11 protein-coding genes are annotated in these 22551 nt (G+C 65.5%); 6 read left to right on the forward strand and 5 right to left on the reverse strand.

From position 1 onward, the window contains the following. The 3 genes from VM621_RS03070 to VM621_RS03080 form a co-directional block, all read left to right on the forward strand. Nucleotides 1-448, forward strand: a 448-nt coding sequence (locus VM621_RS03070; RefSeq protein ID WP_325467525.1) for a hypothetical protein, incomplete at its 5' end; no start/stop codon positions are given. Between the two features lie 594 nt (nucleotides 449-1042). Continuing rightward, the gene (locus VM621_RS03075) at nucleotides 1043-1321 is read left to right on the forward strand and encodes a hypothetical protein (protein WP_325467526.1); all 279 of its coding nucleotides are present in this window, start codon (nucleotides 1043-1045) and stop codon (nucleotides 1319-1321) included. Nucleotides 1322-1645: 324 nt separating this feature from the next. Next, the gene (locus tag VM621_RS03080; RefSeq protein ID WP_325467527.1) at nucleotides 1646-2140 is read left to right on the forward strand and encodes a hypothetical protein; all 495 of its coding nucleotides are present in this window, start codon (nucleotides 1646-1648) and stop codon (nucleotides 2138-2140) included. Nucleotides 2141-2296: 156 nt separating this feature from the next. On the opposite strand, the gene VM621_RS03085 is transcribed toward VM621_RS03080, so the two are convergent. Then, the gene (locus tag VM621_RS03085) at nucleotides 2297-2929 is read right to left on the reverse strand and encodes a hypothetical protein (protein WP_325467528.1); all 633 of its coding nucleotides are present in this window, start codon (nucleotides 2927-2929) and stop codon (nucleotides 2297-2299) included. Between the two features lie 226 nt (nucleotides 2930-3155). Here VM621_RS03085 and VM621_RS03090 point away from each other — a divergent pair, with 226 nt between their 5' ends. From VM621_RS03090 to VM621_RS03100, 3 genes are all read left to right on the forward strand, one after another. Next, nucleotides 3156-4508, forward strand: coding sequence for a TolC family outer membrane protein (locus VM621_RS03090; RefSeq protein ID WP_325467529.1), 1353 nt, complete (start codon nucleotides 3156-3158; stop codon nucleotides 4506-4508). A 59-nt stretch (nucleotides 4509-4567) separates the two neighbouring features. Beyond that, complete coding sequence (locus VM621_RS03095; protein WP_325467530.1) at nucleotides 4568-5074, forward strand: GNAT family N-acetyltransferase; 507 nt, start codon at nucleotides 4568-4570, stop codon at nucleotides 5072-5074. Between the two features lie 446 nt (nucleotides 5075-5520). Further along, nucleotides 5521-14769, forward strand: coding sequence for an autotransporter-associated beta strand repeat-containing protein (locus VM621_RS03100; protein WP_325467531.1), 9249 nt, complete (start codon nucleotides 5521-5523; stop codon nucleotides 14767-14769). 301 nt (nucleotides 14770-15070) lie between these two features. Here VM621_RS03100 and VM621_RS03105 read toward each other — a convergent pair whose 3' ends face one another. The 4 genes from VM621_RS03105 to VM621_RS03120 form a co-directional block, all read right to left on the reverse strand. Then, nucleotides 15071-16408, reverse strand: coding sequence for an epoxide hydrolase (locus tag VM621_RS03105; RefSeq protein ID WP_325467532.1), 1338 nt, complete (start codon nucleotides 16406-16408; stop codon nucleotides 15071-15073). 175 nt (nucleotides 16409-16583) lie between these two features. Next, entirely contained in the window at nucleotides 16584-18830 is a 2247-nt protein-coding gene (locus VM621_RS03110) for an alpha-galactosidase (protein WP_325467533.1), read from the reverse strand. Between the two features lie 20 nt (nucleotides 18831-18850). Beyond that, nucleotides 18851-19756 (reverse strand): aldose 1-epimerase, encoded by a 906-nt coding sequence (locus VM621_RS03115; protein WP_325467534.1) that lies wholly within the window; start codon nucleotides 19754-19756, stop codon nucleotides 18851-18853. Then, nucleotides 19753-22548, reverse strand: a complete 2796-nt coding sequence (locus VM621_RS03120; protein WP_325467535.1) for a TonB-dependent receptor — start codon at nucleotides 22546-22548, stop codon at nucleotides 19753-19755. The genes VM621_RS03115 and VM621_RS03120 overlap by 4 nt, the downstream gene beginning before the upstream one ends. Between the last annotated feature and the right edge of the window lie 3 nt (nucleotides 22549-22551).

Below are 22551 nucleotides of genomic sequence, written 5' to 3' on the forward strand. Positions count from 1 at the left end.
CGCCGCGCGCGAGGCCATGCACCCGGACGACCCCGGCCGGCACATCGCCTCGCCGCATCCGCTCGCGGTCACGAGCCCGCGGGCTACGGTACCCAAGGCGGGCGACGATCCGATCTACGCCGCGATCCGCGGGCAGCTACCAATGGACGTCTCCGACGACAAGGCGGCCGAGCCGGCCTTGCAGGCACGCCGCCTCGGCATCCATCACCCGAACCAGCTCGGCGACATCGATATCGAGGAGCGACGCATCGTCAGCGCCGGCATGTATGGCGGCCCGGTCATCGACTTGTCGATCGACACGCCCGCGCCACCGAAAGAGGAAAGCCTCGCCCAGGCGACGCAGCTCGACCAGCAGGCGGTGGCGATGCAACAGGAGAAGGACATGCAGATGCAAATGCAGATGCAGCAGGTGGCCATGCAGCAGTCGGGGCCGGTCATGAGCCTCTAGCGAACTCAGTCGATTCTGAGTTAGAAAATTCACGAGCCCCGACCGCGAACGCATCAAACAATGTCACGCAACACCTTCGGTTGCGACTACAGACAACCCACCATTGTTTTTGCTACGTTCGTTTCGTCGCCTGCGCTGCCGGTATCAACGTCCCGCAGGCGATCACCGCTTCAAGCGGCGAAACGCGAACCAAGGGTGCGACAACACCCTTGGTTCGCTAACCAGAACCAACTACACGAGAGTCGATCATGGCTAACACCGATCATACGGTACCCGCTCGCCCGCTGAATCCCCCAGGCGGCATCCCCATCGTTTACCGGGCCCTCTGCGAACCTCGCAGACACGGTTGAAGAACCACGGCGCAAGCCGTTTTCCTGAGCATTTTCTCGGCCGTGCCATCCGGCGCGTACCCGTGTGCTCCCCGAAAACGTTCTGACGCCGCCACACACGTCATCAATCCCGCCGCCCGGCGTCCGGTCACGGACAGCCGATGCACCCGCGAATCCGTTGATCCGCGGCACACCGTGCTGAGCTCGGCGTGCCGCACCTCGGGTCGCGAGCGGCGCCCAGAAGAGACAAACACCTATGAGCCCCATGAAGAACCGTCATGCCGACGGCACCGTCAGCTATCACGCCGATCCCGAAGCCACATCCCACCAGCTGTTGAACGAGGCCACGCAGTGGCTGCAATACGCGCGAGGTCTTGCCGGCCTGCTGGCGGACCTGATCCACGAAGCCGATGCGATGGACTGCCAACGGGTAGCTCTTGGCCTGGAAGCCATCGGTGCGCTGACCTATATGGGCATCCAGTGCACCGCCCAGGCGCACGTCCGCATGTGTTGGGAAGGGGGTGCCAAAGCGGGGGCGGACTGACTATCGGCAACCACCGGTCTGGCGCCCAGCTTCCGGAGGTCCGCCTCTTAGGAATAGGAGCCGTTGACTTGGGTGAACTCGAATCGCTAGTTTCTGCGAACAACCGTTACGGCTTCTTTGCACCTGACGACTAATACGCTGCGAAGGATTGTCCAAGCTCGTCGCTACCGTGACGTGGTTCGCAACGGCTACGACAATGCCACACGATACCGATGGCAGGGACAAGCCGGTGCATCTCGGCCAAGCGAGTCGCACACTGCTTTTAGTGCCGGAGCGGGCCAGAATGACGGCGTCCGCCGTCGAGGGAAAGGATCGACTGGAATCATGATGGCAGAAGAAGAGTTCAATGGCGCTGAGTACCTAACCCGATGGCGGCGGATTGCACGTCTACTTCTTCACGCGCGCTCCTTGGTACTGACGCAGGGGTCCGCCGTTATCGTGAAGTGGGACGGACACCGCGACACCGGGAGGATCTACACCGTCGTGTGGGAAGGGGACGCAGACACGGGCTCCCGTTTCAGAGCGGAAACCGACGACCTGGAGAAGGCACTCATTCAGGCATTTTCTCCGGACATAAGCAGCGAGTTCGAGGCAACGAGCTCAATCGCCGACCTCCTCGCCAAGATTGACAGCGCGGCGCGCCGACATCTCGTTGTCAGCATCAGGATGAGCCGAACTCAGGACGCTGTGAATGATCACTTGGTTATCCTCGGCCAAGGGAAGAGGGGATTGGTCTTCGATCACAAAAGCGAGAGCCTGGTTGCGGTGCTTAGAGAAGCCGTCGGATTCATTGAGAAGGAGCCGGTCGCGAAGAACTAAGCGAGCGCGGCGTCTCGAACGCTCGCCACTCCCTCCCGACGCAGCTGGGCCGAGAACACGTTGCAGGATGCGCGACGTTCGCATCAGAAGCTGACCGGAAAGGAGCCCGGATCACAGCGATCGGCCACCACTTCATGTACACGCCCGGGGAACCTCCTAGAAGTTCAGTCCCAAGGGGCGATTGCAGTTGTACTTCTCCGCCTCTGCTTTCACGTCGGCGGGGGAGAGATGTCGCTCGCTCAATTCGCTGGCGCTGATACTCTGCAAGACCTCGACGTCGATGCAGTGATGATCCGAGACCCCGAACAAACGTTGGGCGCTCCTTATGACTGCACCAACGCCCTGATTCATCGGATCAGTTAGTTCGATGCCGGGTGCGACTCTTGTACCCGAACCGGGCACGCCTCTGACGTCTCGGGAGTGCTGTGCGTCGAACAATCGCTGTTGGAAACCGCCCTCCCCGGCAGGAACCCGGCCCGCCACGTTGTGATCGGAGGCAGCAGGACTGGCGTTAGACGTCGTAAATAGTGGCGCGGGCGATGTGTTCGTACTAAGGACGTCTGGATACGCACCGGTGCGCGTCGTGCGTTGAAGCGATCGTCGCTTGGCCTTCGCCAATGGCACGCTGCGAGGAATGACGACCTCAGCACTGCGAGTCACAGACGGAACCAGACGCAGTTGAAGCATCGTCGCATCTGCATCCGCAGCGGGCGCCCCATCCATCCATAGCGAGGCCGGCCTTAGAACCACTATGAGCAGGCCAATGTGGCAGCCGATTGCCGTCGCCATGGCGAGGATCCGTCGCGCCGAAAGGCTAGCTCTATCCCTCGACTGACCGCCACTGTCCGCCTGTCAGCGTCCGCGGACACCGTCTGTTCTCCCTTCTTGGCCCGCGCCCGCGCGTTGTGAGCCCGTTTCAGGGCCGCCCTGGACCGCCGCGAAGCCCCTGACCAGTCCCCGGCACGGGAATTGCACCGAGGTCGGCAAGCTCAATGGGTGCTCAAGGGAAACACACATGCAAACACGGACCTTGTCGGCTGTCCTTGCCGGCCTGCTCACCATGACCGGCCTTCCCGCGGTGGCTCACGCGGAAGACCTCATGGACATCTATCGCGAAGCGGTCGCCAACGATCCGCTGCTCGCGAGCGCCGACGCGCGGCGCCTCGTCGTCGCCGAAGGGGTACCCCAGGCCCGTGCCGCGTTGCTACCGCAGCTGTCGGCGGGGCTGAGCCTGCAGCAGTTCCACCCGAGCTTCTCGAACGGCACGAACAGCGACGGCACGCCCAATACAGGCGGCGATGGTCACAGTCGCCAGCGCGACCTCACGTTGTCCCTCAACCAGACCGTGCTGGATCTTTCCAAGTTCGCCCGCGAACGGCAGGCGAAGCAGACCGAGGAAGCGCAGGAGGCGACGTACGAGGGCGAGCTGCAGGATCTCTATGTCCGCTCCACCAGCGCGTACTTCAACGTGCTCGTCGCGGACGATCAGGTCCAGGTGTTTCGCTCGTACGAGGATGCATACAAGCAGTCGTTCGATCAGGCGACCATCAAGTTCGATCAGGGCCTGGCGCCGGAGGCCGACCTGACCCAGTCGAAGGCCTATTACCTGCTGATCAAGTCCGAGCGCATCGATGCGGAGAACCGGCTGAAGGACGCGCGACGTGCGCTTCAGCAGTTGACCGGAAAGGAACCCGGCCAGTTGAAGACGCTCCGCGAAGACCTCCCCATGGAGGCACCGACGCCCGACAACGCGGCCGCCTGGGTCGACCAGGCGATGCGCCAGAACCCGTCGGTCATCGCCGCCAACCATCTGGTGAGTGCCGACGAGCACTCGATCAACGCCGCACGCAGCGGCCACCTGCCGACGCTCAACGCGGCCGTGGGTTACGACAAGGTCGGCGCGTGGTCGAACGCGGCGCGCGGCACGGCCGCCTACGGCCCGGGTAGCACGACGATCGGCCTGGTGCTTTCGGTGCCGCTCTTCAGCGGCGGCCTGACCCAGTCCCAGGTGCGCCAGGCGATCCATCAGCGCGATGAAGACCAGAGCGATCTCGAATCGGTCCGACGCCAGACGGCGCGCGATACGAACAATTACTTCAACCTCGTGGTCGCCGGGATCGGCCAGGTGAACGACGCGCGTGACGCGGTGGACGCCGCGAAGAAGTCGCTGGCCTCCCTGCGTGCCGGCTACGACATCGGCACGCAGAGCCTGACCAACGTGGTGGTGGCGATTGAAATCCTCGCCCAGATCCGTACGCAGTACACCGCGTTGCGCCACAACTTCATCCTCAACAAGCTCTTGCTCAAGCGCAGCGTCGGTGCGGCCGAGCTGAAGGATATCGAGGAGATCAACCGCCTGCTGCAGTAGGTGGTCGAGGCCGGGTCCGGCGCGCTACCCTTCACTTCCGCACCGGCAAGTCACCTTCCATGGCCATCGAAACGGATCGACTCGTCATCGACGAATTCGGACTCGGCGACGCACCCTTTATCCTCGAGCTGCTCAACGAACCCGACTTCATCAAGTACATCGCCGACAAAGGCGTTCGGGACGTCGCCGGTGCCGAGCTGTACCTGTCGGACGGTCCGCTGAAAAGCTATGCGAAGCACGGCTTCGGTCTGTACAAGGTCACGTTGAAGTCGGACGGTGCACCGATCGGCATGTGCGGACTGATCCGGCGCGACACGCTCGCGTTCCCCGACCTCGGCTATGCCTACCTGGCCAGCCACCACCGTCGCGGCTATGCCAGCGAAGCCGGGGCCGCCGTCCTCGGTCATGCCCGCGGGCGGCGGCAGGTAGAAAGGGTGGTCGCGATTACCTCGCTGGACAACGACGGGTCCATTCGCGTGCTCGAGAACCTCGGCTTCCGCGACGAAGGCGTTATCGACATACCGGGTTACGACACCCCGAGCCGCTACTTCGTCAACGATCCTTGATGCCTTCGGGCTTATCGACACGGATATTCGGCAAGAAGCCATCGGTCGCCTCCGCATCGACGGCTCACCGCATCGGCGAGTCGCTTCGTCACCGGAACGCGCGAAGCGACGCCGACAAGGCCGTTGAAACGGGTCTGCGACCCTATGGGCCTGCATCGCGCCAAGGCCAACCCTCGCATGTCGCTGCCGTATTTGTAGACAAATGCAGAAAACGCACAAACGCTGGAAAAGCGGCAAAAGAACACCCAAAAACCATCGCCGTATTTGTGCACGCGCCGCTCGGAGCGCTCGCATAGGCTGACCGCGCACGTCGGCCTCGTGCGTTGGGGGCCGGTCCGGCGTCTTTCAATCGGACGTCCTTAATTAGCGACCCAGGCAACTGGCGTCGTCGCTGAACTGCGGCCGGAATTCCTGGAACGGGAAGGGTCGGACTGACCGGGGGTGGTATGAAAAAGCGTCACGTAGGAAGCGTTCGTCGTCCGCTTGCCAAGGGCATCTATCTTGCGATTGCATCGGCACTGGCGCTGCCTCTGCTGAGTGACCCTGCCTATGCCGCCTGTACCCAGGCCGGAGCGATAGTCACCTGCTCGGGTGGCCCCTCGTTAGTCAACTACGTGATTCCGACGGACGGCGTCACGGTCAACGTGCAGTCGAACGGCTTCCTGGCCGTGCCGCTACTGCTCGGCGGAAGTGCGCTCACGCTTTCCGGCAACGGCATCACGCTGAACAACCAGGGCACGATCGATCCCTCGCTCGCCGGCGGACTCAGTCTCGGCGCCACGGGAGCGATCCTTGGCAACGCGACGGCGGGTGGCAACACCATCAACGTCAACAACAGCGGCACGATGAACGGTCTGTTCGATGCCACTTCGTTGCTCGGCATCGGCGGCCAGGCCCTGGTGGTGCAGAACGCCACCGGTGGTGTGACCAACATCAGGAACGACGGTACGTTTGGCGTATCGCTGCTCGGTCTGGGCACTATCACCACGGTGGCGGATGCACCGGCGATCCTTTCCTATGGTGGCGGCCAGACGAACTTCATCAACTCGGCGTCGCATACGATCACCGGGCGCATCGGTTTGGCCGCGTCGGGCACCCCAGGCGCCGGCAATACCTTCGTCAATGCGGGAACGATCAACGGCAGCCTTTACATGGGCGATACACCGACCGGCAACACGTTCACCGCGGTAAGCGGTTCGAGCGTGCTGAACGCCGGCGTGGGCGTAAACCTCAGCATTCTTTCGATCAATGTCAGCCTCGCCGGTGCAGGCCAGGTCGATGGCGGCCTGGGCGCGAACAACCGCTTGCTCTTGCAGAATGCCGCCACCGGCACAGGGTCGGGCACCGGCGGTGCCGTGTCGACGATCAACGCGGCGAACTACCTGCATTTCCAGCATCTGGTCGTGAACAGCGGCACCTGGAATCTGCAAGGTGCTGCTGTCACCGGCGACGCCACGATCAACGATGGCCTGGTCAATTTCGACAACGCCGGCGTATTCGGCAGCGGCCAGATGACGGTCAACGGCGGTGCGATAGCTGCGTCGACGGCGGGACTGTCGCTGGCGAACGCCGTCAACCTCAACGCAGGGCGACTCGAGCTGGCCGGCACGAACGCGTTCGGCCTTGCCGGAGTGCTCTCCGGCGCGGGCGGCCTCACGGTCACCGATACCGCCGTGGTGACACTGGGCGGAGCGAACCTCTTTACCGGCGGCGTGAACCTCAATGCCGGCGGGTTGCTGCTGGGCAATGCGGGTGCGTTGGGCACCGGCGCGCTGACGGTCGGTGGCAACGCCACGTTGAATACCACGGCGGCTTTCAACCTTGCCAACGCGATCGCCGTCAATGCGGGCAGCACGTTGACGCTCCCCGGCACGCAAGCGGTGACGTTGAACGGTGCGCTGTCGGGCGCCGGCAATGTGGTGAAAGCAGGTGCTGGCACGCTCACGCTCGGCGGTGTCGACAGCATGACCGGTGGTCTCTCGCTCACCGGCGGTTCCCTCGCCGTCGGTGCCGGTGGCCTGCTGTCGCCGACGCAAGCCCTGACGCTCGCCGCAGGCACCTCGCTCGATATCTCGGGCGCCGCCAGCAACCAGGCGGTCGGCTCACTGGCGGGCCTTGGCGGCGCGGTGAACCTCGGCACGAAGTCGTTGACGCTCGGTGGTCTGGGCAATACCGCCTACGCGGGGACGATCGCCGGCAGTGGCGGTCTGGTGAAGGTGGGCACCGGTGTGCAGACACTCACCGGGAACAGCACCTTCACCGGTGGCGTCGCCTTGAACGGTGGCGGTCTGCTCCTGGGCAACGCGAACGCGATCGGCAGCGGCGCGCTCAGCGTCGGCGGCGCGACGACGCTCGATGGCACCGCCCCTTTGACGCTGGCGAACGCCGTCAACCTCAATGCCGGTGGCTCGCTGAATCTGCTCGGCGGACAGCCGCTGGTGCTCGACGGCGTGGTCTCCGGTGTGGGCGGCCTGGTGAAGAACGGCGCATCGCTGCTCAGCTTGAATGGCGCGAATACGTTCGGCGGCGGCACCACCGTCAATGCGGGTGGCCTGCTCCTGGGCAACAGCGGCGCCCTTGGCAGCGGTGCGCTGACCGTCAACGGCGCGGTGACGCTGGACGGCACGGCGCCGTTGAGCCTGGCCAACGACATGAACCTCGGCACGGGCGCCGTGCTGAACGTGCTCGGCGGTCAACCGCTGACCTTCGGCGGCACGCTGGCGGGCACGGGCGGTCTGGTCAAGAGCGGCGCATCCACGCTGACCCTGACCGGCGCCAATACGTTTACCGGCGGTCTCAACATCGCGGCAGGCACGGTGGCACTGGGCGCGGGTGGGCAACTGGCGGCGACCGGGAACGTGACACTCGGCGCGCCGGGCGCCGGCTTCGATATGTCCGCCGCGGGTAACCAGACCATCGGCGCGTTGTCGGGTGTGGCGGGCAGCACGGTCAACCTCGGTGGCAATGGGCTCACCTTCGGCGATGCGACCAACCAGACCTTCGCCGGCGTCATCGCCGGCACGGGCTCGATCACCAAGACCGGCGCCGGCACCCAGACGCTCGGCGGCGCCAACACCTTCAGTGGCGGCGTGAACCTCGACCAGGGCGGCCTGCTACTCGCCAACGCGGGTGCGCTAGGCACCGGCACGCTTACCGTGAACGGCCCGGGCACCCTCGACAGCACGACGGCACTCAGCCTCGGTAACAACGTCGACCTTGCCTCCGGCGCGCTGAACCTGCTCGGCAGCCAGGCGGTGACGTTGAACGGTGTGGTGTCCGGTACCGGCAGCCTGATCAAGGACGGTGCTTCCGTCCTCACGTTGAACGGCGCGAATACCTTCAGCGGCGGCACGACAGTCAACGCCGGGGGCCTCGTCCTCGGCAACGCGAATGCCTTGGGCTCGGGCGCTCTCACCGTCGGCGGCGCCGTGACCCTGGACGGCTCCGCGCCACTCACCCTCGCCAACGTCGTGAACCTCGACGCCGGCAGCGCCCTGACCTTGCCGGGTGCGCAGGACATGACGCTCGGCGGTGTGATCTCGGGCCCCGGTAGTCTGACCAAGAACGGTGCTTCGCTACTCACATTGAACGGTGCGAACACCTTCTCCGGTGGCTTGAACGTCAATGGCGGCGGGTTGTTGCTCGGTAACAGCAATGCGATCGGCACGGGCGCGCTCAACGTGGGTGGCGCCGTCACCCTGGATGGAAGTGCCGCGCTCAGCCTCGGCAACGCGATCGACCTCGGCGGCGGTAGCGCGCTGAACGTTCTGGGTAGCCAGGATGTCGCCCTGGGCGGTGTCGTTTCAGGAACGGGCAGTCTCACCAAGAACGGTGCCTCGGTCCTTTCTCTCACCAACGCGAACACCTTCAGCGGCGGTGTGAACCTCAATGCCGGCAGCTTGTTATTGGGCAACGATGCCGCGCTCGGCACGGGGGCACTTGATGTCGGTGGCAGCGCCTCCCTGGATACGAGCGGCGCGCTGAATGTCTCCAATAACGTCGCTCTCGCCGCGGGTGCGAACCTCAGCGTGCTGGGCAGCCATGCGTTGACCCTGGCCGGCGCGCTCTCCGGCGCCGGCAGCCTCACCAAGAGCGGTGCCCAGACGCTGACGCTCGGCGGTGCGAACACATTCACCGGTGGCACCACGATCGATGCCGGTACGCTGGCTCTCGGCGCTGGCGCCAGTCTGGCCGCAGGCGGCGCGGTAACCCTGGCAGGGGCGGGTGCCGTACTCGACATCGCGAGCGCCGGCGTGCAGACCATTGGCACCCTGTCGGGCGTCGCGGGTAGCACGGTCGCCCTCGGTGGCAACACGTTGAACTTCGGCGGCGCCGGCAACGCGACATTCGACGGCGCCATCAGCGGCAACGGCGCGTTGGTGAAAGCAGGCGTCGGTGTGCAGACGCTCGGCGGTGCCAGCACGTTCAGTGGCGGCCTGACCTTGAACGCCGGCGGCCTCGTCGTCGGCAACGATGCCGCGCTCGGCACGGGCGCGTTGACCGTCGGCGGCACAACGACGCTCGATGCGAGCGGCCCGGTCACCCTGGCAAATACCCTCGTGCTCAACGCGGGCCTGACCGTGCTCGGCAGCAACGCGTTGACCCTCAACGGGGCCATCAGCGGCACCGGCGGTCTGACCAAGGACGGCCTCGCGACGCTGACTTTGAACGGTGCGAACACGTACACGGGCGGAACGAACATCAACGCCGGCACGCTCGCGCTCGGCGCGGGTGCCAGCCTCGCCGGCAGCGGCATCGTGAACCTGGCGACGGGGGCCACGTTCGATCTCTCGGCAGGTAACGGCACGCAGACCTTCGGCACCCTGACCGGTGGCGGTACGGTCAATCTCGGCGCGAATTCGATCACCGTCGGTGGTCCGACCAACGGCGTCTTCAGCGGATCGATCGCCGGCACCGGTGGCCTGATCAAGGAAGGGACCGGCACCGAAACACTCACCGGCAGCAATACCTATACCGGCGGCACGCTGATCAATGCGGGCACGCTGGCGCTCGGTGCAGGCGGTAGCCTTGCGGCCACGGGTGCGGTGAATCTCGCGGCACCGGGCACCGGATTCGATATCTCCGCCGGCGGCAACCAGTCGATCGGCGTGTTGAACGGTGTGGCCGGAAGTACGGTGACGCTCGGCGCGAACACGCTGACGCTCGGTGGCATCGGGAACGGCGCTTACGATGGCCTGATCGCCGGCACGGGTGCTCTGGTGAAGAACGGAGTCGGCGTACAGGAGCTCGGCGGCGCCAACACGTTCAGCGGTGGCGTCACGCTCAATGCCGGCGGCCTCTTGCTCGGCAACAATGGCGCTCTCGGCACAGGTGGTCTGGCGGTCAATGGAAACAGCACGCTGGATACGAGCGCGGCGCTCAACCTCGCCAACGCCATCGCGCTGAACAGCGGCAACCTCGACCTGCTCGCCAGCAACGCGCTGACGCTCGGTGGCGCGATATCCGGTGCGGGCGGCTTGGTCAAGGACGGCGCGGCAACGGTCACGCTCACGGCCGCGAACACCTACACCGGCGGGACCACGATCAACGCGGGCACCCTGGCCATCGGCGCGGGCGGCAGCCTTGCCTCGACCGGCGCGGTGAATTTCACCGGCACCGGCACCCTGGATATCTCGGCAGGTGGCAACCAGTCCATCGGTTCGCTGGCGGGTGTCGCCGGTAGCGCGGTTGCCCTCGGTGGCAGCATGCTCACCCTGGGCGGTGCGACCGACACCACGTTCAACGGAAGCATCGGCGGCAGCGGCGGATTGGTGAAGAACGGTGCCGGGGTGCAGACCCTCGGTGGCGCGAACAGCTTCACGGGCGGGGTCACGCTGAATGCGGGTGGCCTGGTTGTCGGCAACGACACCGCACTCGGAACGGGTGCGTTGACCGTGGGGGGCGCATCGACACTGGATGCCGCCAGTGCCGTCACGCTGGCGAACAACGTGGTGCTCGACGCCGGGCTGACGGTGCTCGGCAGCAATAACCTGACCCTCAACGGCAACCTCAGCGGTACCGGCAGCCTGACCAAGGACGGCGCGGCCACGCTGACGTTGAATGGCACGAACACCTATACCGGGGGCACCAACATCAACGCCGGCACGCTGGCGCTCGGCGCAGGCGCGAGCCTGTTCGCCAACGGTGTCGTGAACCTCGCCACGGGCGCGACGTTCGATCTCTCGGCCGGCAATGGCAACCAGACATTCGGCACACTCATCGGCAACGGCACGGTGAATCTCGGCAACAACTCGCTGACCGTGGGCGGGCCGACCAACGGCACCTTCAGTGGTTCGATCGCCGGCACGGGTGGTCTGATCAAGGTCGGTACCGGGACCGAGACACTCACCGGCACCAACACGTATACCGGTGGCACCACGATCGACGCGGGTACGCTGGCGATCGGTGCGGGGGGCAGCCTTGCTCCCACGGGCGCGGTGAACCTGACCGCGGCGGGCACCGGCTTCGATATCTCCGGCGGCGGCAACCAGGCCATCGGTGCACTGAACGGCGTCGCCGGAAGCACGGTGACCCTCGGTGCCAACGCGCTGACCTTGAACGGTATTGGCAATGCGAGCTTCGACGGCAGCATTGCCGGCTCCGGCTCGCTGGTGAAGAACGGCCCGGGCACGCAGGCACTGGGCGGCGCGAATACCTTCAGCGGTGGCGTGACGCTCAACGCCGGTGGCCTTATCGTCGGCAACAATGCGGCGCTCGGCACGGGTGCGCTGACTGTCGGCGGTGCGTCGACGCTCGATGCCGTCAGCGCCGTCACGCTGACCAACGCTATCGCGCTCGACGCGGGGCTCACCGTACTGGGCAGCAACGACCTGACGCTCGCCGGCGCGATCGCGGGTACCGGCAGCCTGACCAAGAACGGCGCGGCGACGCTCACCCTCACAGGCGCGGACACGTACACCGGCGGCACGAACATCAATGCCGGCACGCTGGCGATAGGCGCGGGCGGAAGCCTGGCGCCGACGGGGGCGGTAAACCTGACCGGCACCGGCGCTTTCGACATCTCGGCCGGTGGCAACCAGACCATCGGCACGCTTGCCGGTGTCGCCGGTAGCACGGTTGCCCTCGGTGCGAACTCGCTCACGCTGGGCGGCGCGACCGACACCACGTTCGATGGCAGCATCGCCGGCACCGGAGGCCTCGTGAAGAATGGTGCCGGCACGCTGGCACTGGGTGGTGCGAGCAGCTTCAGCGGCGGGGTGACGTTGAACGCCGGTGGCCTGAACGTCGGCAACGATGCGGCGCTCGGCACGGGCACCCTCACGGTCGGCGGCGCCGCTTCGCTGGATGCGAGTGTGGCGACCACCCTGGCGAACGACATCGCGCTCGACGCGAGCCTGACCCTGCCAGGCAGCAACGACCTCACGCTCGATGGTGCCATCAGCGGTGCCGGCGGCCTCGTCAAGCACGGTGTCGCCACGGTGGCGTTGAACGGCAACAACAGCTTCACCGGCGGCACCACGGTCGATGGCGGCACGCTGGTCGTCGGCAGCAACACGGCCCTGGGCACGGGCGGGCTCGCGATCGACGGCGCTACCCTGGAAGCCGGCACTGCGGTGACCCTCGGCAACGATGTCGCCATCGGCAGTAACGGGGCGACCGTGCAAGGTCCCGACGACCTCACCTTGAACGGCAGCCTCAGCGGTGCCGGCGGTCTCGACAAGGAAGGCGCGGGCACCCTCAGTCTGGGCGGCTCGCTTGCCGGCTTCAGCGGCGGACTCACCGTCAACGGCGGCATTCTCAACGCGAGCAATCCGTACACCGGAGGCATCGTCGTCGGCCCGAGCGGCACGTTGAACCTCGATGCTTCCGGCAACGCCGTCACGGTCACCGGACCCATCGGCGGTACGGTGAATGTCGGTGGCAACAGCAACATCGACGTCGCCTACGGCGAACTGCCCGGCGTGACCGGCACGGTCAACGGTACGGCGCCGGGTTCCACGCTGAATATCACCGGTAGCGGCGAAGCCAGCCTGCCGGGTGGCGTGTTCAACGGCATCACCCACCTCAACGTCGGCGCGGGTACCTTGTCGGTGAACAGCGGCACGTCGGTCACCTTCGCCGGTGGCAGCACGATCGGCGGCACGCTGGTGGTGAATGGCAACCTGGGTGGACCGGCCACGATCGGTAGCGGTGGTGGACTGGTCGGTGGCGGCACGATCGGCGGACCGGTGACCGTGAACGGTACGGTGGCACCGAGTGGCATCGGCGGCGCGAGCGGTGCCGCGGCCGGTACCGGCGTCGCGGGCACGACCTTGACCGTGGGCGGCCTGACGCTTGGCGCAGGATCCACCACGCAGGTTCGCACCACCGCGGGCGGGACCAGCGACAGCATCGATGTCAACGGCACCGCGAACCTCGGTGGCCAGCTGGTAGCCACGCCTTCGGCGGGAACCTATGGCCCGAGCACGAGCTACACCATCGTCAACGCCACTGGCGGTATCACCGGTACGTATGCCGGCGTCACCCAGAACACACTGCCGTTTCTCGATACGCGTGTGACGCAGCAGGGTAACCAGCTGATCCTCACGCTGAGCCAGGCCGGTTCCGGCAACGGTACCGGCGGCACGCCGTTCGACCAGTTCCCGGGCCTCGGCGGCAACCAGCAAAGCGTGGCGGCGGCGCTGCAGCACATCGCCACGTCGGGCGGTAATCCGCTGCCGACCCTGCTCGGCTACGCACGTGGCCTGCGAGCCGACCAGGCCGTCGCAGCCTTCGATTCGCTCACCGGCGAGACCTACGCCTCGGCCGCGAACGCCGAACTCAGCGGCCAGAGCCAGTACCAGGACACGCTGTTCTACCGGCTGAAGCTTCAGCGCGACACGGGCGAACAAGGCTCCGCGGTCTGGGCCGAACCGTATACGTCGAGCAGCGATTTCGATCGCAGCGCCGATGTCGCCCACACCGACTACCGCATCCACGGCGTCATCATCGGTGCCGACGCGGCGCTGACCCCGGACCTGCGCCTGGGTGTGCATGCCAACCTCGCCAATTCACGCACCGAGGTGGACCGCCGCGGCGATTACACCGACGTGGACCAGGCGTCGATCGGTCTGCACGCGCTCTACTTCAATCAGCAGCAGTGGTGGGTGGAAGGCTTGGCCTCGTATGGCTGGCAGAACGCCGACAGCAATCGTCGTATCGTCGTCGGCCCCTACCATCCACAGGCCACCGGCCGCTACGACGGCAAGACCACCAACGCGGCGCTGGAAGGCGGGTATCGTTTCGAACTGGGACGGGCCATGCATCTCGAGCCCTTCGTCGGCGCGTACTACACCAAGGTCAAGTACGACGCCTTCACCGAGAAGAACGCCGGCGACGCCGACCTGAGAGTGGGACGCAGCGATGCGAGCAGCCTGCAGTACGGCGCCGGTCTGCGACTGATCGGCGACGTCGACCTCGGCGTGGAGGGTACCCGCCTGCATCCCATCGTGCTGGTGCGCTACCTGCACAACACGAAGACCGATACGGCGACAGTGAACAACGCCTTCGCCAGCGAGCCGGCGGACAGCTTCCTCGTGCAGGGCTCGCGCCCGGTGAGGAACCACTGGCAGGCAGGCGTGGGCATGAGCTTCGACATCACGCCGAAGGCCAGCACTTACGTTTACTACAACGCGGATGTCGCGTCGCACAGCACCAGCAATGCGGTGAACCTCGGCGTTCGCTGGAACTTCTGACGGCAGGACAGCAGTAAGCAGGAAAGCAGGACAGCAGGACGCCGGGACGGCTGCCGCCGCGGCAATGTTGTGGGAGCCGCTTCAGCGGCGATAGAGGGTGCGATAACCTGGCTATCGCCGCTGAAGCGGCTCCCACATGTCGGCGCTTCTTGCTGCTCCCACCTGTCCGGGCTTCTTGCTGTTTCCCCATGACGGGGCTTCTTGCTGCTCCTACCTTTTCGGGCTTCTTGCTGCTCCTACCTTTCCGGGCTTCTTGCTGCTCCCACATGACGGGGCTTCCTGCAGCCGAGAAGCTTGCCGCCTAGCGAACCGACTTGAACGCGGCGCGCAGTTCCTCGGCGAACAACTGCGGCTGTTCCCAGGCGGCGAAGTGACCGCCCTTACCCACCTGATGGTAGTAGTACAGGCTCGGATACGCGGCCTTGCTCCAGCTTTCCGGCGCCTTGTAGATCTCGCGCGGGAACACGGTGATCGCCACGGGTACCTTGATCTCGTTGGTACGTTGGGTGACCGAGCTGAAGTTATTGTTGTTGTTTTCCCAGTAGAACCGCGACGAGGACGCGCCGGTATTGGTCAGCCAGTACAGCGTGATGTCGTTGAGCATCTCATCCCGCGTGAGGACTCGCTCGGGGTTGCCGTCGCTATCGCTCCACTGGCCGAACTTCTCGTACATCCAGGCTGCGAGACCGGAAGGCGAATCCGCCAGCGAATAGCCGATGGTCTGCGGACGCGTGACCATCATCGCGCCGTACGCGGCGTTGCGACCGAAGAAGCCGCTGAGCGACTGATAAGCCTCTTTCTCGTCGGGCCCGAGTTCGGCCGGTATCGGGTCGCCGGCGTTGATCCCTTTGACGAGGTTGCCGGGAATGGTCGCCGGCATATTGAGATGGATGGCCAGCAGACCCTTCGGTGCCTGGCGTGCCAGTGCATCGGAAATCACCGAGCCATGGTCGCCGCCCTGGGACACGTAGTGCTTGTAGCCGAGGCGCTTCATCAGTACGTCCCACGCCCGCGCGGTGCGTTCCGGATTCCAACCCAGCTCCGTGGGCTTTCCCGAGAATCCGTAGCCCGGGATCGAAGGAATGACCACGTCGAAGGCGTCTTCGGGCTTGCCGCCGTAGGCCACCGGGTCGGTGAGGGGGCCGATGGTCTTGAGGAACTCGAACGTGGAGCCGGGCCAGCCATGCGTCAGGATGACGGGCAGGGCATGCGGGTTCTTCGAGCGCACGTGGATGAACTGGATATCGACGCCGTCGATGGTGGTGACGAACTCCGGCAGTGCATTGAGCTGGGCCTCGGCCTTGCGCCAGTCGTAATCGGTGCCCCAGTACGTGACCAGCGCCTGCACGCGCGCGAGCTGCACGCCCTGCGATTCGTCCTTCACGACCTCCTTGTCCGGCCAGCGGGTTTCGGCGATGCGGCGGCGCAGGTCGTCGAGCTGTTCCTGTGGCACATGGACGTGGAAGGGACGGATGCTTTCGTCGACCTTGGTCGTACCGTTGGCGGTCGTCGCGGCGTCGATGGCATGCGCCGGCTGGGCGTAGACCGACGGTGCAAGTATCGCGAAGCCGAGGGCGAGGGCCAGGGTGCGCTTGGCGAAGGAGGCGTGGCGGGCGGCGGGGTGCTGTGCGGATGACATCGTCGTGCTCCTTTGATCTTCCATAGAGTGAGGGGCTGCGACGAGTGCATTGCCGCGGCGTGTCGACAGTCTATGGAGCGCATCCGAGCTCCCTCGTGTCCGCGACGAGGGATATTTGCAACACTACGTATCGACGACCGGTTCGTATACAAACCGGTACAAACGGCATCCGGCCTTATCGTTTCCCGTCGCGCTCGAACACGAGTCCCGCCGCCTGGAGGTCACCCTTCATGACGAGGTCGACACCGTGCTCCATCCAGTACGTACCGCTCGCCACCTCCGGCGTGCCCGGGGCGGCCGTGCCGTGGATGCTGCGATATCGATAGCGCGCCGTCGGGTCGAGACCACGCAGGCGCAGGGTCGGGAACGGTCGGGCTTCCTCGCCCTGTCGCTGGAACGCGAACAACACCGCCTGGCTGCCGTCACCGGCGACGGATTCCGTCGCGGACCACGGTGCGCGTCCCTGCGGGGACAGCAGGCGATAGAGCTCGCCCTTCTGCACCGTGCCGCGGATCGTCTTGTACTCGGCGATGTAGTGACGGGCCGTCGCCTCGTCCGCCGCCGTCCACTCGAGCAGGTTCGCACCGATGCCCAGGCCACCCTGCATGGATGAAAGGAAGCGGAAGTCGAGCGAGCTGGTGCGGTTGTTCACCCAGTTCGGCGAGCCGGTGACCCACGCCATCATGGTCGCCGGCGCATACGCCTGGCTGAAGCCGTCCTGGATGGACAGGCGATCGGAGGGGTCGGTGTTATCGGAGGGCCAGACTTCATCGGTGAGCGACATGATGCCGAGGTCGACGCGGGCACCGCCGCCGGAGCAGGACTCGATCTCGACCTTCGGGTGGCGCTTGCGCAGTTCGCGAACGATGGCGTAGAGGTTGTCGACGTAAGCGACGTAGACCTTCTGCTGTTCGTCCGGCGACATCTGCGGCCAGCCCGGCTCGGACCAGTTGCGGTTGTAGTCCCATTTCAGGAACTGGATATCGTTGTCCTTGAGCAGGCCGTCGAGCACCTCGAGCACATGGGCCTTCACGTCCTCGCGTGCGAGGTTGAGCACGAGCTGGTGGCGCCCCTCGCTGCGATCGCGGCCGGGGAAGTTCAGTACCCAATCGGGGTGCGCACGGTAGAGATCGCTATCGGCGTTGATCATCTCCGGCTCCACCCACAGGCCAAAGCTCATGCCGAGCCCGTGCACCTTGTCGATGAGCGGTTTCAGGCCGTTGGGAAACTTGGTGCGGTTGACCGCCCAGTCGCCGAGGCCGGCGTGGTCGCTATTGCGCGCGCCGAACCAGCCATCGTCCATGACGAAGCGTTCCACGCCGAGCGCGGCCGCCTTCTCGGCAAGGCGCATCTGGCCGGCTTCGTCGACCTCGAACTCCGTGGCCTCCCAGGAGTTGTAGAGCACGGGTCGTAACGGGGTGCGCGACCCTTCCGGAAGGACACGGTCGCGCTCGAAGCGGTGGAGCAGCCGCGACGCCTCGCCCATGCCTTCGCGCGTATAGCCCGCATAGAAAATGGGCGTGTCGAGCGCCTGGCCGGGCTGCAGCTTGTAGCCGAAGTCGAAGGGGTTATAGCCACCTATCACACGTACCTGGCCGAGGATGTCCTCGTCCACGCGAATGCTCCACGAGCCGCTCCAGGCGAGGGCACCGAACCAGACATCGCCGTGGGTCTCGCTCCATGGGCCATCGCGACCGATGGCGAACCAGGGATTGTTCTCGTCGCCCGTGCTGCCGCGGCGGCTCTCGAGCACGGTTGCGCCGGGTGCGATAGCGCGGGTCTGCAGGTGCCACTCACCGGCCCAGGTGCCGGTCAGGTAACGCAACGAGTAATCGCTGCCGCGTGGCAGGTTCCACGTCGCCGAGGCGGCGCTGTCGACCACCAACGACTGCTGGCCGGTGTTCTCGATGTGCGCGGAACGGCCGACGATGCCGGTCGCGGTATCGGCGGTGTAACGCAGGGTCACGCCGACCCCGGCCTGGGCGTCGCGCAGCAGGATGGAGAGCCCACCGTTCTCGACCCTGTAGCTGTCGTAGCGAAGCACGAGGTCGCGGTTGCCGTCGGCGAGGCGAACCTTCAGCGCCGGCGTGGCCGTCATGGCGCCGCCCCAGCCGGCGTACTCCTGCGGCGAAAGGCTGCCGGCGGGGTCGAACGACGAACGCTCCGGCGCCGGCATCGCCGGGCCGAGCGGATCGCTCGTGGGCAGGCGGGCGCCCCAGTAGAGCGTCTGCAGCTTGCCTTGCGCATCGACGCCCATGGCGTACGTGACATCCCCGGCATCCAGGCGGAATACCTTGTGTGCGGCGTCGTAGGTCGGTGAGGCGTTCGCCGTCGACGACGATCTTGTCGCCGCAGCCGCGGGCGTGAGCGCGACGCTGCCCGCAACGAGCAGGGTGAACCGGACGATCGTGGCGGGACGCATCAAGTCTTCAACCTCTCAGTTCATTGGGTGTCATCGGCGGGGACGGCTTCCACGCGGAATACAAAGGCGTGCTCGAGGCTCTCCCCCGGTGCGAGCAGGGTCATGCCATTCGCGGTCGGCCCTCCCGGAAGATGCACGGCATTGATCGGATGGTCCACCGGTTCGAAACAGAAGAAGTCTTTATCCGCCGGCGTATAGAGAACATAGGCGTCGACATCCGCTTCGACGTGCAGGCGCAGCGCGCGGCGGGGCCATTCGATAGTGGCCCGCCCGGTCCAGCCGGTAAAGGCGTGGTTGAGGCCGCTGGCGGGCAACGCGCGGTCCACGGAGAAGTCCCATGGCCCCGGCACCCCCTCGTGGCGGGTCGGCAGCGGATCGCGGCCGTCGTTGAGCCAGATCCCTGTCGCCGGTGCCAGCAACCGTGCCTCGCCGTGCAGCGGGAAGAACGGATGCAGGCCGAGACCGAACGGCAGCGGGGCATCGCCGGTGTTCGTGACATCCAGGCGTACCTCGAGCGCGTCGCCGTCGAGGCGATAGTGAAGGCCGGCGCGATACGAGTAGGCATCCCGCACCGTTTCGACCAGCTCCAGATGCGCCGCATCCGCGTCGTGCCGGCGGACGTGCCAGCGTCGCTGCCAGCCGCTACCGTGGATCGGGTAGGCGTCGTCGTCGCGGTTCAGCGGCAAGGCCACGCGCCGTTGCCCCACGAAAAAGCCGCCGTGGGCAATGCGATTGCTCCACGGCAGGAGGGGGTAACAGGCAAGTCGGTTCGGTTCGTAGCAACCGGGCGACCGCTCGGCATCACCGAGGCAGGGCCGCATCAGCGGTACCTCCTCGCTTCCGCCGAGCCAGTCGAAGCGTGCGATGCCACCGCCTGCCGAAGGCAGCAGGCACACACTCAACCGGTCATTGCACAACGGGATCACAGCGAAGCGCGCACACCGAGGAAGAAGGTACGGCCATTGGCCTCGGCATAGCTCTGGCGATCGTCGTACACCTGGTACTGGAAGATGTTCTCGTTCGTCAGGTTCGTCGCGTCCATGAACAGCGAGACGTGCTCGTTGAGCTTGTAGCTGGCGCTCAGGTCCAGCTGGCCATAAGCCTTCACCGACGTCGGCTGGCTCTGGTTGCCGGCGATCGAGGCGAGGTACTTGGCGCGCCAGTTGTATGCCACTCGCGCCTCCACCGGCCCCTTCTGGTAGTACAGGCTCGCATTGTAGGAGTTGCCGATGCCCGGCACCGCGAACTTGCCCGCATTGGCCAGCTTGTCTTCGCTGATGGTCGCGTTGCTGGTGACGTAGGTGTAGTTGGTCGCCACGCCCAGGCCGTCGAATGGCGCGGGCAATCTGGTGAACTGGTAGTTGAACGTGAACTCCGCGCCCTTGATCGTCGCCTCGTTGAGGTTGACCGGCTCGGTCAGCTGGAACGGAAAGCCCAGCAAGGTCGTCTGGGTGGTGATCAGGGTGCTGAAGTTGCTGACCTGCTTGCGGAACAGGTTCAACGCCGTATAGCTGGTGTCGTTGAAGTACCACTCGACGCCGGCGTCGTAGTTCTTCGACAGGTAAGGCTTCAGCTGCGTATTGCCGCGCGTTACCGTCTGGTCCTGCGGGCGGAAGCTGTACGACGCCGATGCGGCGAGGTTGCTGAGGTCCGGCCGGGTCAACGTCTTGTACGCCGCGGCGCGAAAGATCACGTTGTCGAGCAGGTTGAGCTTGAAGTTCGCCGACGGCAGCCACTCGTGGTAGTCGCCGTTCTGCGAGATCGGGCTCAACGTGCCGTACGTGGGAATCGCGTTGGTCGGATCGTTCGGGTTCACCGCAATGCCGACGATCGGCACCGAGTACGCGTACGAGGTCGTATTCGTCTTCGTATAGCGCATGCCGACGTTCAGGCTCCACGGCATGCCGCCATCGCCTTCGAGCGTGGCCATGCCGTAGGCGGAGGTGATCCGCTCCTTGATCCGGCTGTAGGTGTTCGGGTCCGGCAGCGAGGTGAAGCCGCCACCGTTGGCGTCGAGCTGCGCCTTGAACGCGGCCGCGTTGGGCAGCTGGTTGTAGGCGGCGGGCGTCGCCAGGTACGCGAAGAGCTTTTTCACGTCGTAGGTGACCCAGTCACGCGGGAAGCCGGGCGAGGCACCATCGACCAGGTTGCCGGCATGGAAGATGTGCGCGTCGACCGCGTCGGGCGGCACATCCACGACGTAGCCGCAGTACTCGGCGCAGCCGAAGCTGTTCGGCGTGTTGTACGTCACCTCGGTCTTGGTGCGGTTGGCGTTGGACAGGCCGAAGTCGATGCGCGAAAGGGTGCCGTCGAGGAAGCTCTTGCCCAGGTGCAACTGGTTCTCGAAGATCTTGTCGCTGACGTTCGGGCTCTGCGTACCCTGGTTGGTGACATGGGCATGCAGGTCCGAGACGTCTGTCGTCGGTAGCAGGCCGGTGTAGCTGCCCAGATGGTCGGCACCGTTGTTGGTCCAGGTCGGATTGACTCCGACGTTACGCGTACCGAGCACCACGAAGTAGCCATCCTGCGACTGCTTGTTCCATGCGCCCGAGGCCGCGCTGTCAAGATCCAGTTCCATCGACGGGTCGATCTGCCAGGTGATGTGGCTGCCGAACTGCGTGTTGAACGCGTCGCGCGGATTGGCTTCCTGGGCGTAGTCGTTCGACATGCCGCCCGATTGATTCATGACGAAGTTCTGCGCGGTACCGTTCGCACCGGGCGTGATCGATTGGATGATGCCGGTATTGGTGTAGGAGCCGAACGCGTTGTACGTCGAATCGACCTTGTACTCGGAGAACAGGCCGTCGAGCTTCACGGTCACGTCGTCCAGCGGCTTCCAGTCGATGGCTCCCGTGAACGAGGTGCGCGTACGCGTCTCGTTGATGACCTGACCCTGCAAGGTCTGCGGCAGCGACACGTTGGTATAGGACGGATTGATCCGCGAGAAGTCCTGGCTCTGCAGCCAGCCCAGGGTATCGATGGACTGCTCGACGTGGTCGCGCTTGTAGTAAACCGCGGAAGCCAGCCAGCCGAACGTATGGTCCGCGTTGGTGTTGCCGATGACGCCGGAGACCTTCGGTGTCGTCTTGCTCGCGAGGCCGCCGCCGATGCTGTCGTTGACACCGGCCGCACTACCCGACGCATGCCAGCCGTTGAAGTCGAACGGGCGCGCCGTGACGATGTTGACCGTGCCGCCGATGCCGCCTTCTTCCAGGTCCGGCGTGCTGGTCTTCTGCACGATGGCCTGCTGGATCACTTCGGAGGGCAGCACGTCGAAGTCGAACGCGCGGTCGCTGGCCGCGGTGGGCATCGTGCGGCCGTTGAGCAACACGTTGACGAAGTTCGGTCCGAAGCCGCGCACGGTGATCTGGTTGGATTCGCCGCCGCTGCGGTTGACCGATACGCCGGGCACGCGCTGGAGCGCGTCCGCCACGTTCTGGTCGGGGAACTTGCCGGCCTCTTCCGCCGACACCGAATCCACCGTATTCACCGCGTCGCGCTTGGTCGACTGCGAAAGGAACAGGGACTGCAACTGGCCGGTGACCGCCACGCCGTTGAGGTCGGTGACGACCTTGCCATCCGGCGTTCGCTGCGACTCCTGGCTGGCGGTGGCAGGCGCATCCTGCGCATGGACCGGCATGAGACCGCCGACGAAACAGATGCCGAGCATGCCCGCCAGTGCGTTGCGCACCGACAGCGCGAGTACCTTCCGCTGCATTCC

This window comes from Luteibacter sp. (assembly GCF_035539195.1).
Lineage (GTDB): Bacteria > Pseudomonadota > Gammaproteobacteria > Xanthomonadales > Rhodanobacteraceae > Luteibacter.

Bases quoted from the DNA above. Each gene is read 5' to 3' on its own strand.
- VM621_RS03090 (WP_325467529.1), top strand. From the start codon at position 3,156: ATGCAAACACGGACCTTGTCGGCTGTCCTTGCCGGCCTGCTCACCATG.
- VM621_RS03105 (WP_325467532.1), bottom strand. From the start codon at position 16,408: ATGTCATCCGCACAGCACCCCGCCGCCCGCCACGCCTCCTTCGCCAAG.
- VM621_RS03100 (WP_325467531.1), top strand. From the start codon at position 5,521: ATGAAAAAGCGTCACGTAGGAAGCGTTCGTCGTCCGCTTGCCAAGGGC.
- VM621_RS03080 (WP_325467527.1), top strand. From the start codon at position 1,646: ATGATGGCAGAAGAAGAGTTCAATGGCGCTGAGTACCTAACCCGATGG.
- VM621_RS03110 (WP_325467533.1), bottom strand. From the start codon at position 18,830: ATGCGTCCCGCCACGATCGTCCGGTTCACCCTGCTCGTTGCGGGCAGC.
- VM621_RS03120 (WP_325467535.1), bottom strand. From the start codon at position 22,548: ATGCAGCGGAAGGTACTCGCGCTGTCGGTGCGCAACGCACTGGCGGGC.
- VM621_RS03095 (WP_325467530.1), top strand. From the start codon at position 4,568: ATGGCCATCGAAACGGATCGACTCGTCATCGACGAATTCGGACTCGGC.
- VM621_RS03075 (WP_325467526.1), top strand. From the start codon at position 1,043: ATGAAGAACCGTCATGCCGACGGCACCGTCAGCTATCACGCCGATCCC.
- VM621_RS03085 (WP_325467528.1), bottom strand. From the start codon at position 2,929: ATGGCGACGGCAATCGGCTGCCACATTGGCCTGCTCATAGTGGTTCTA.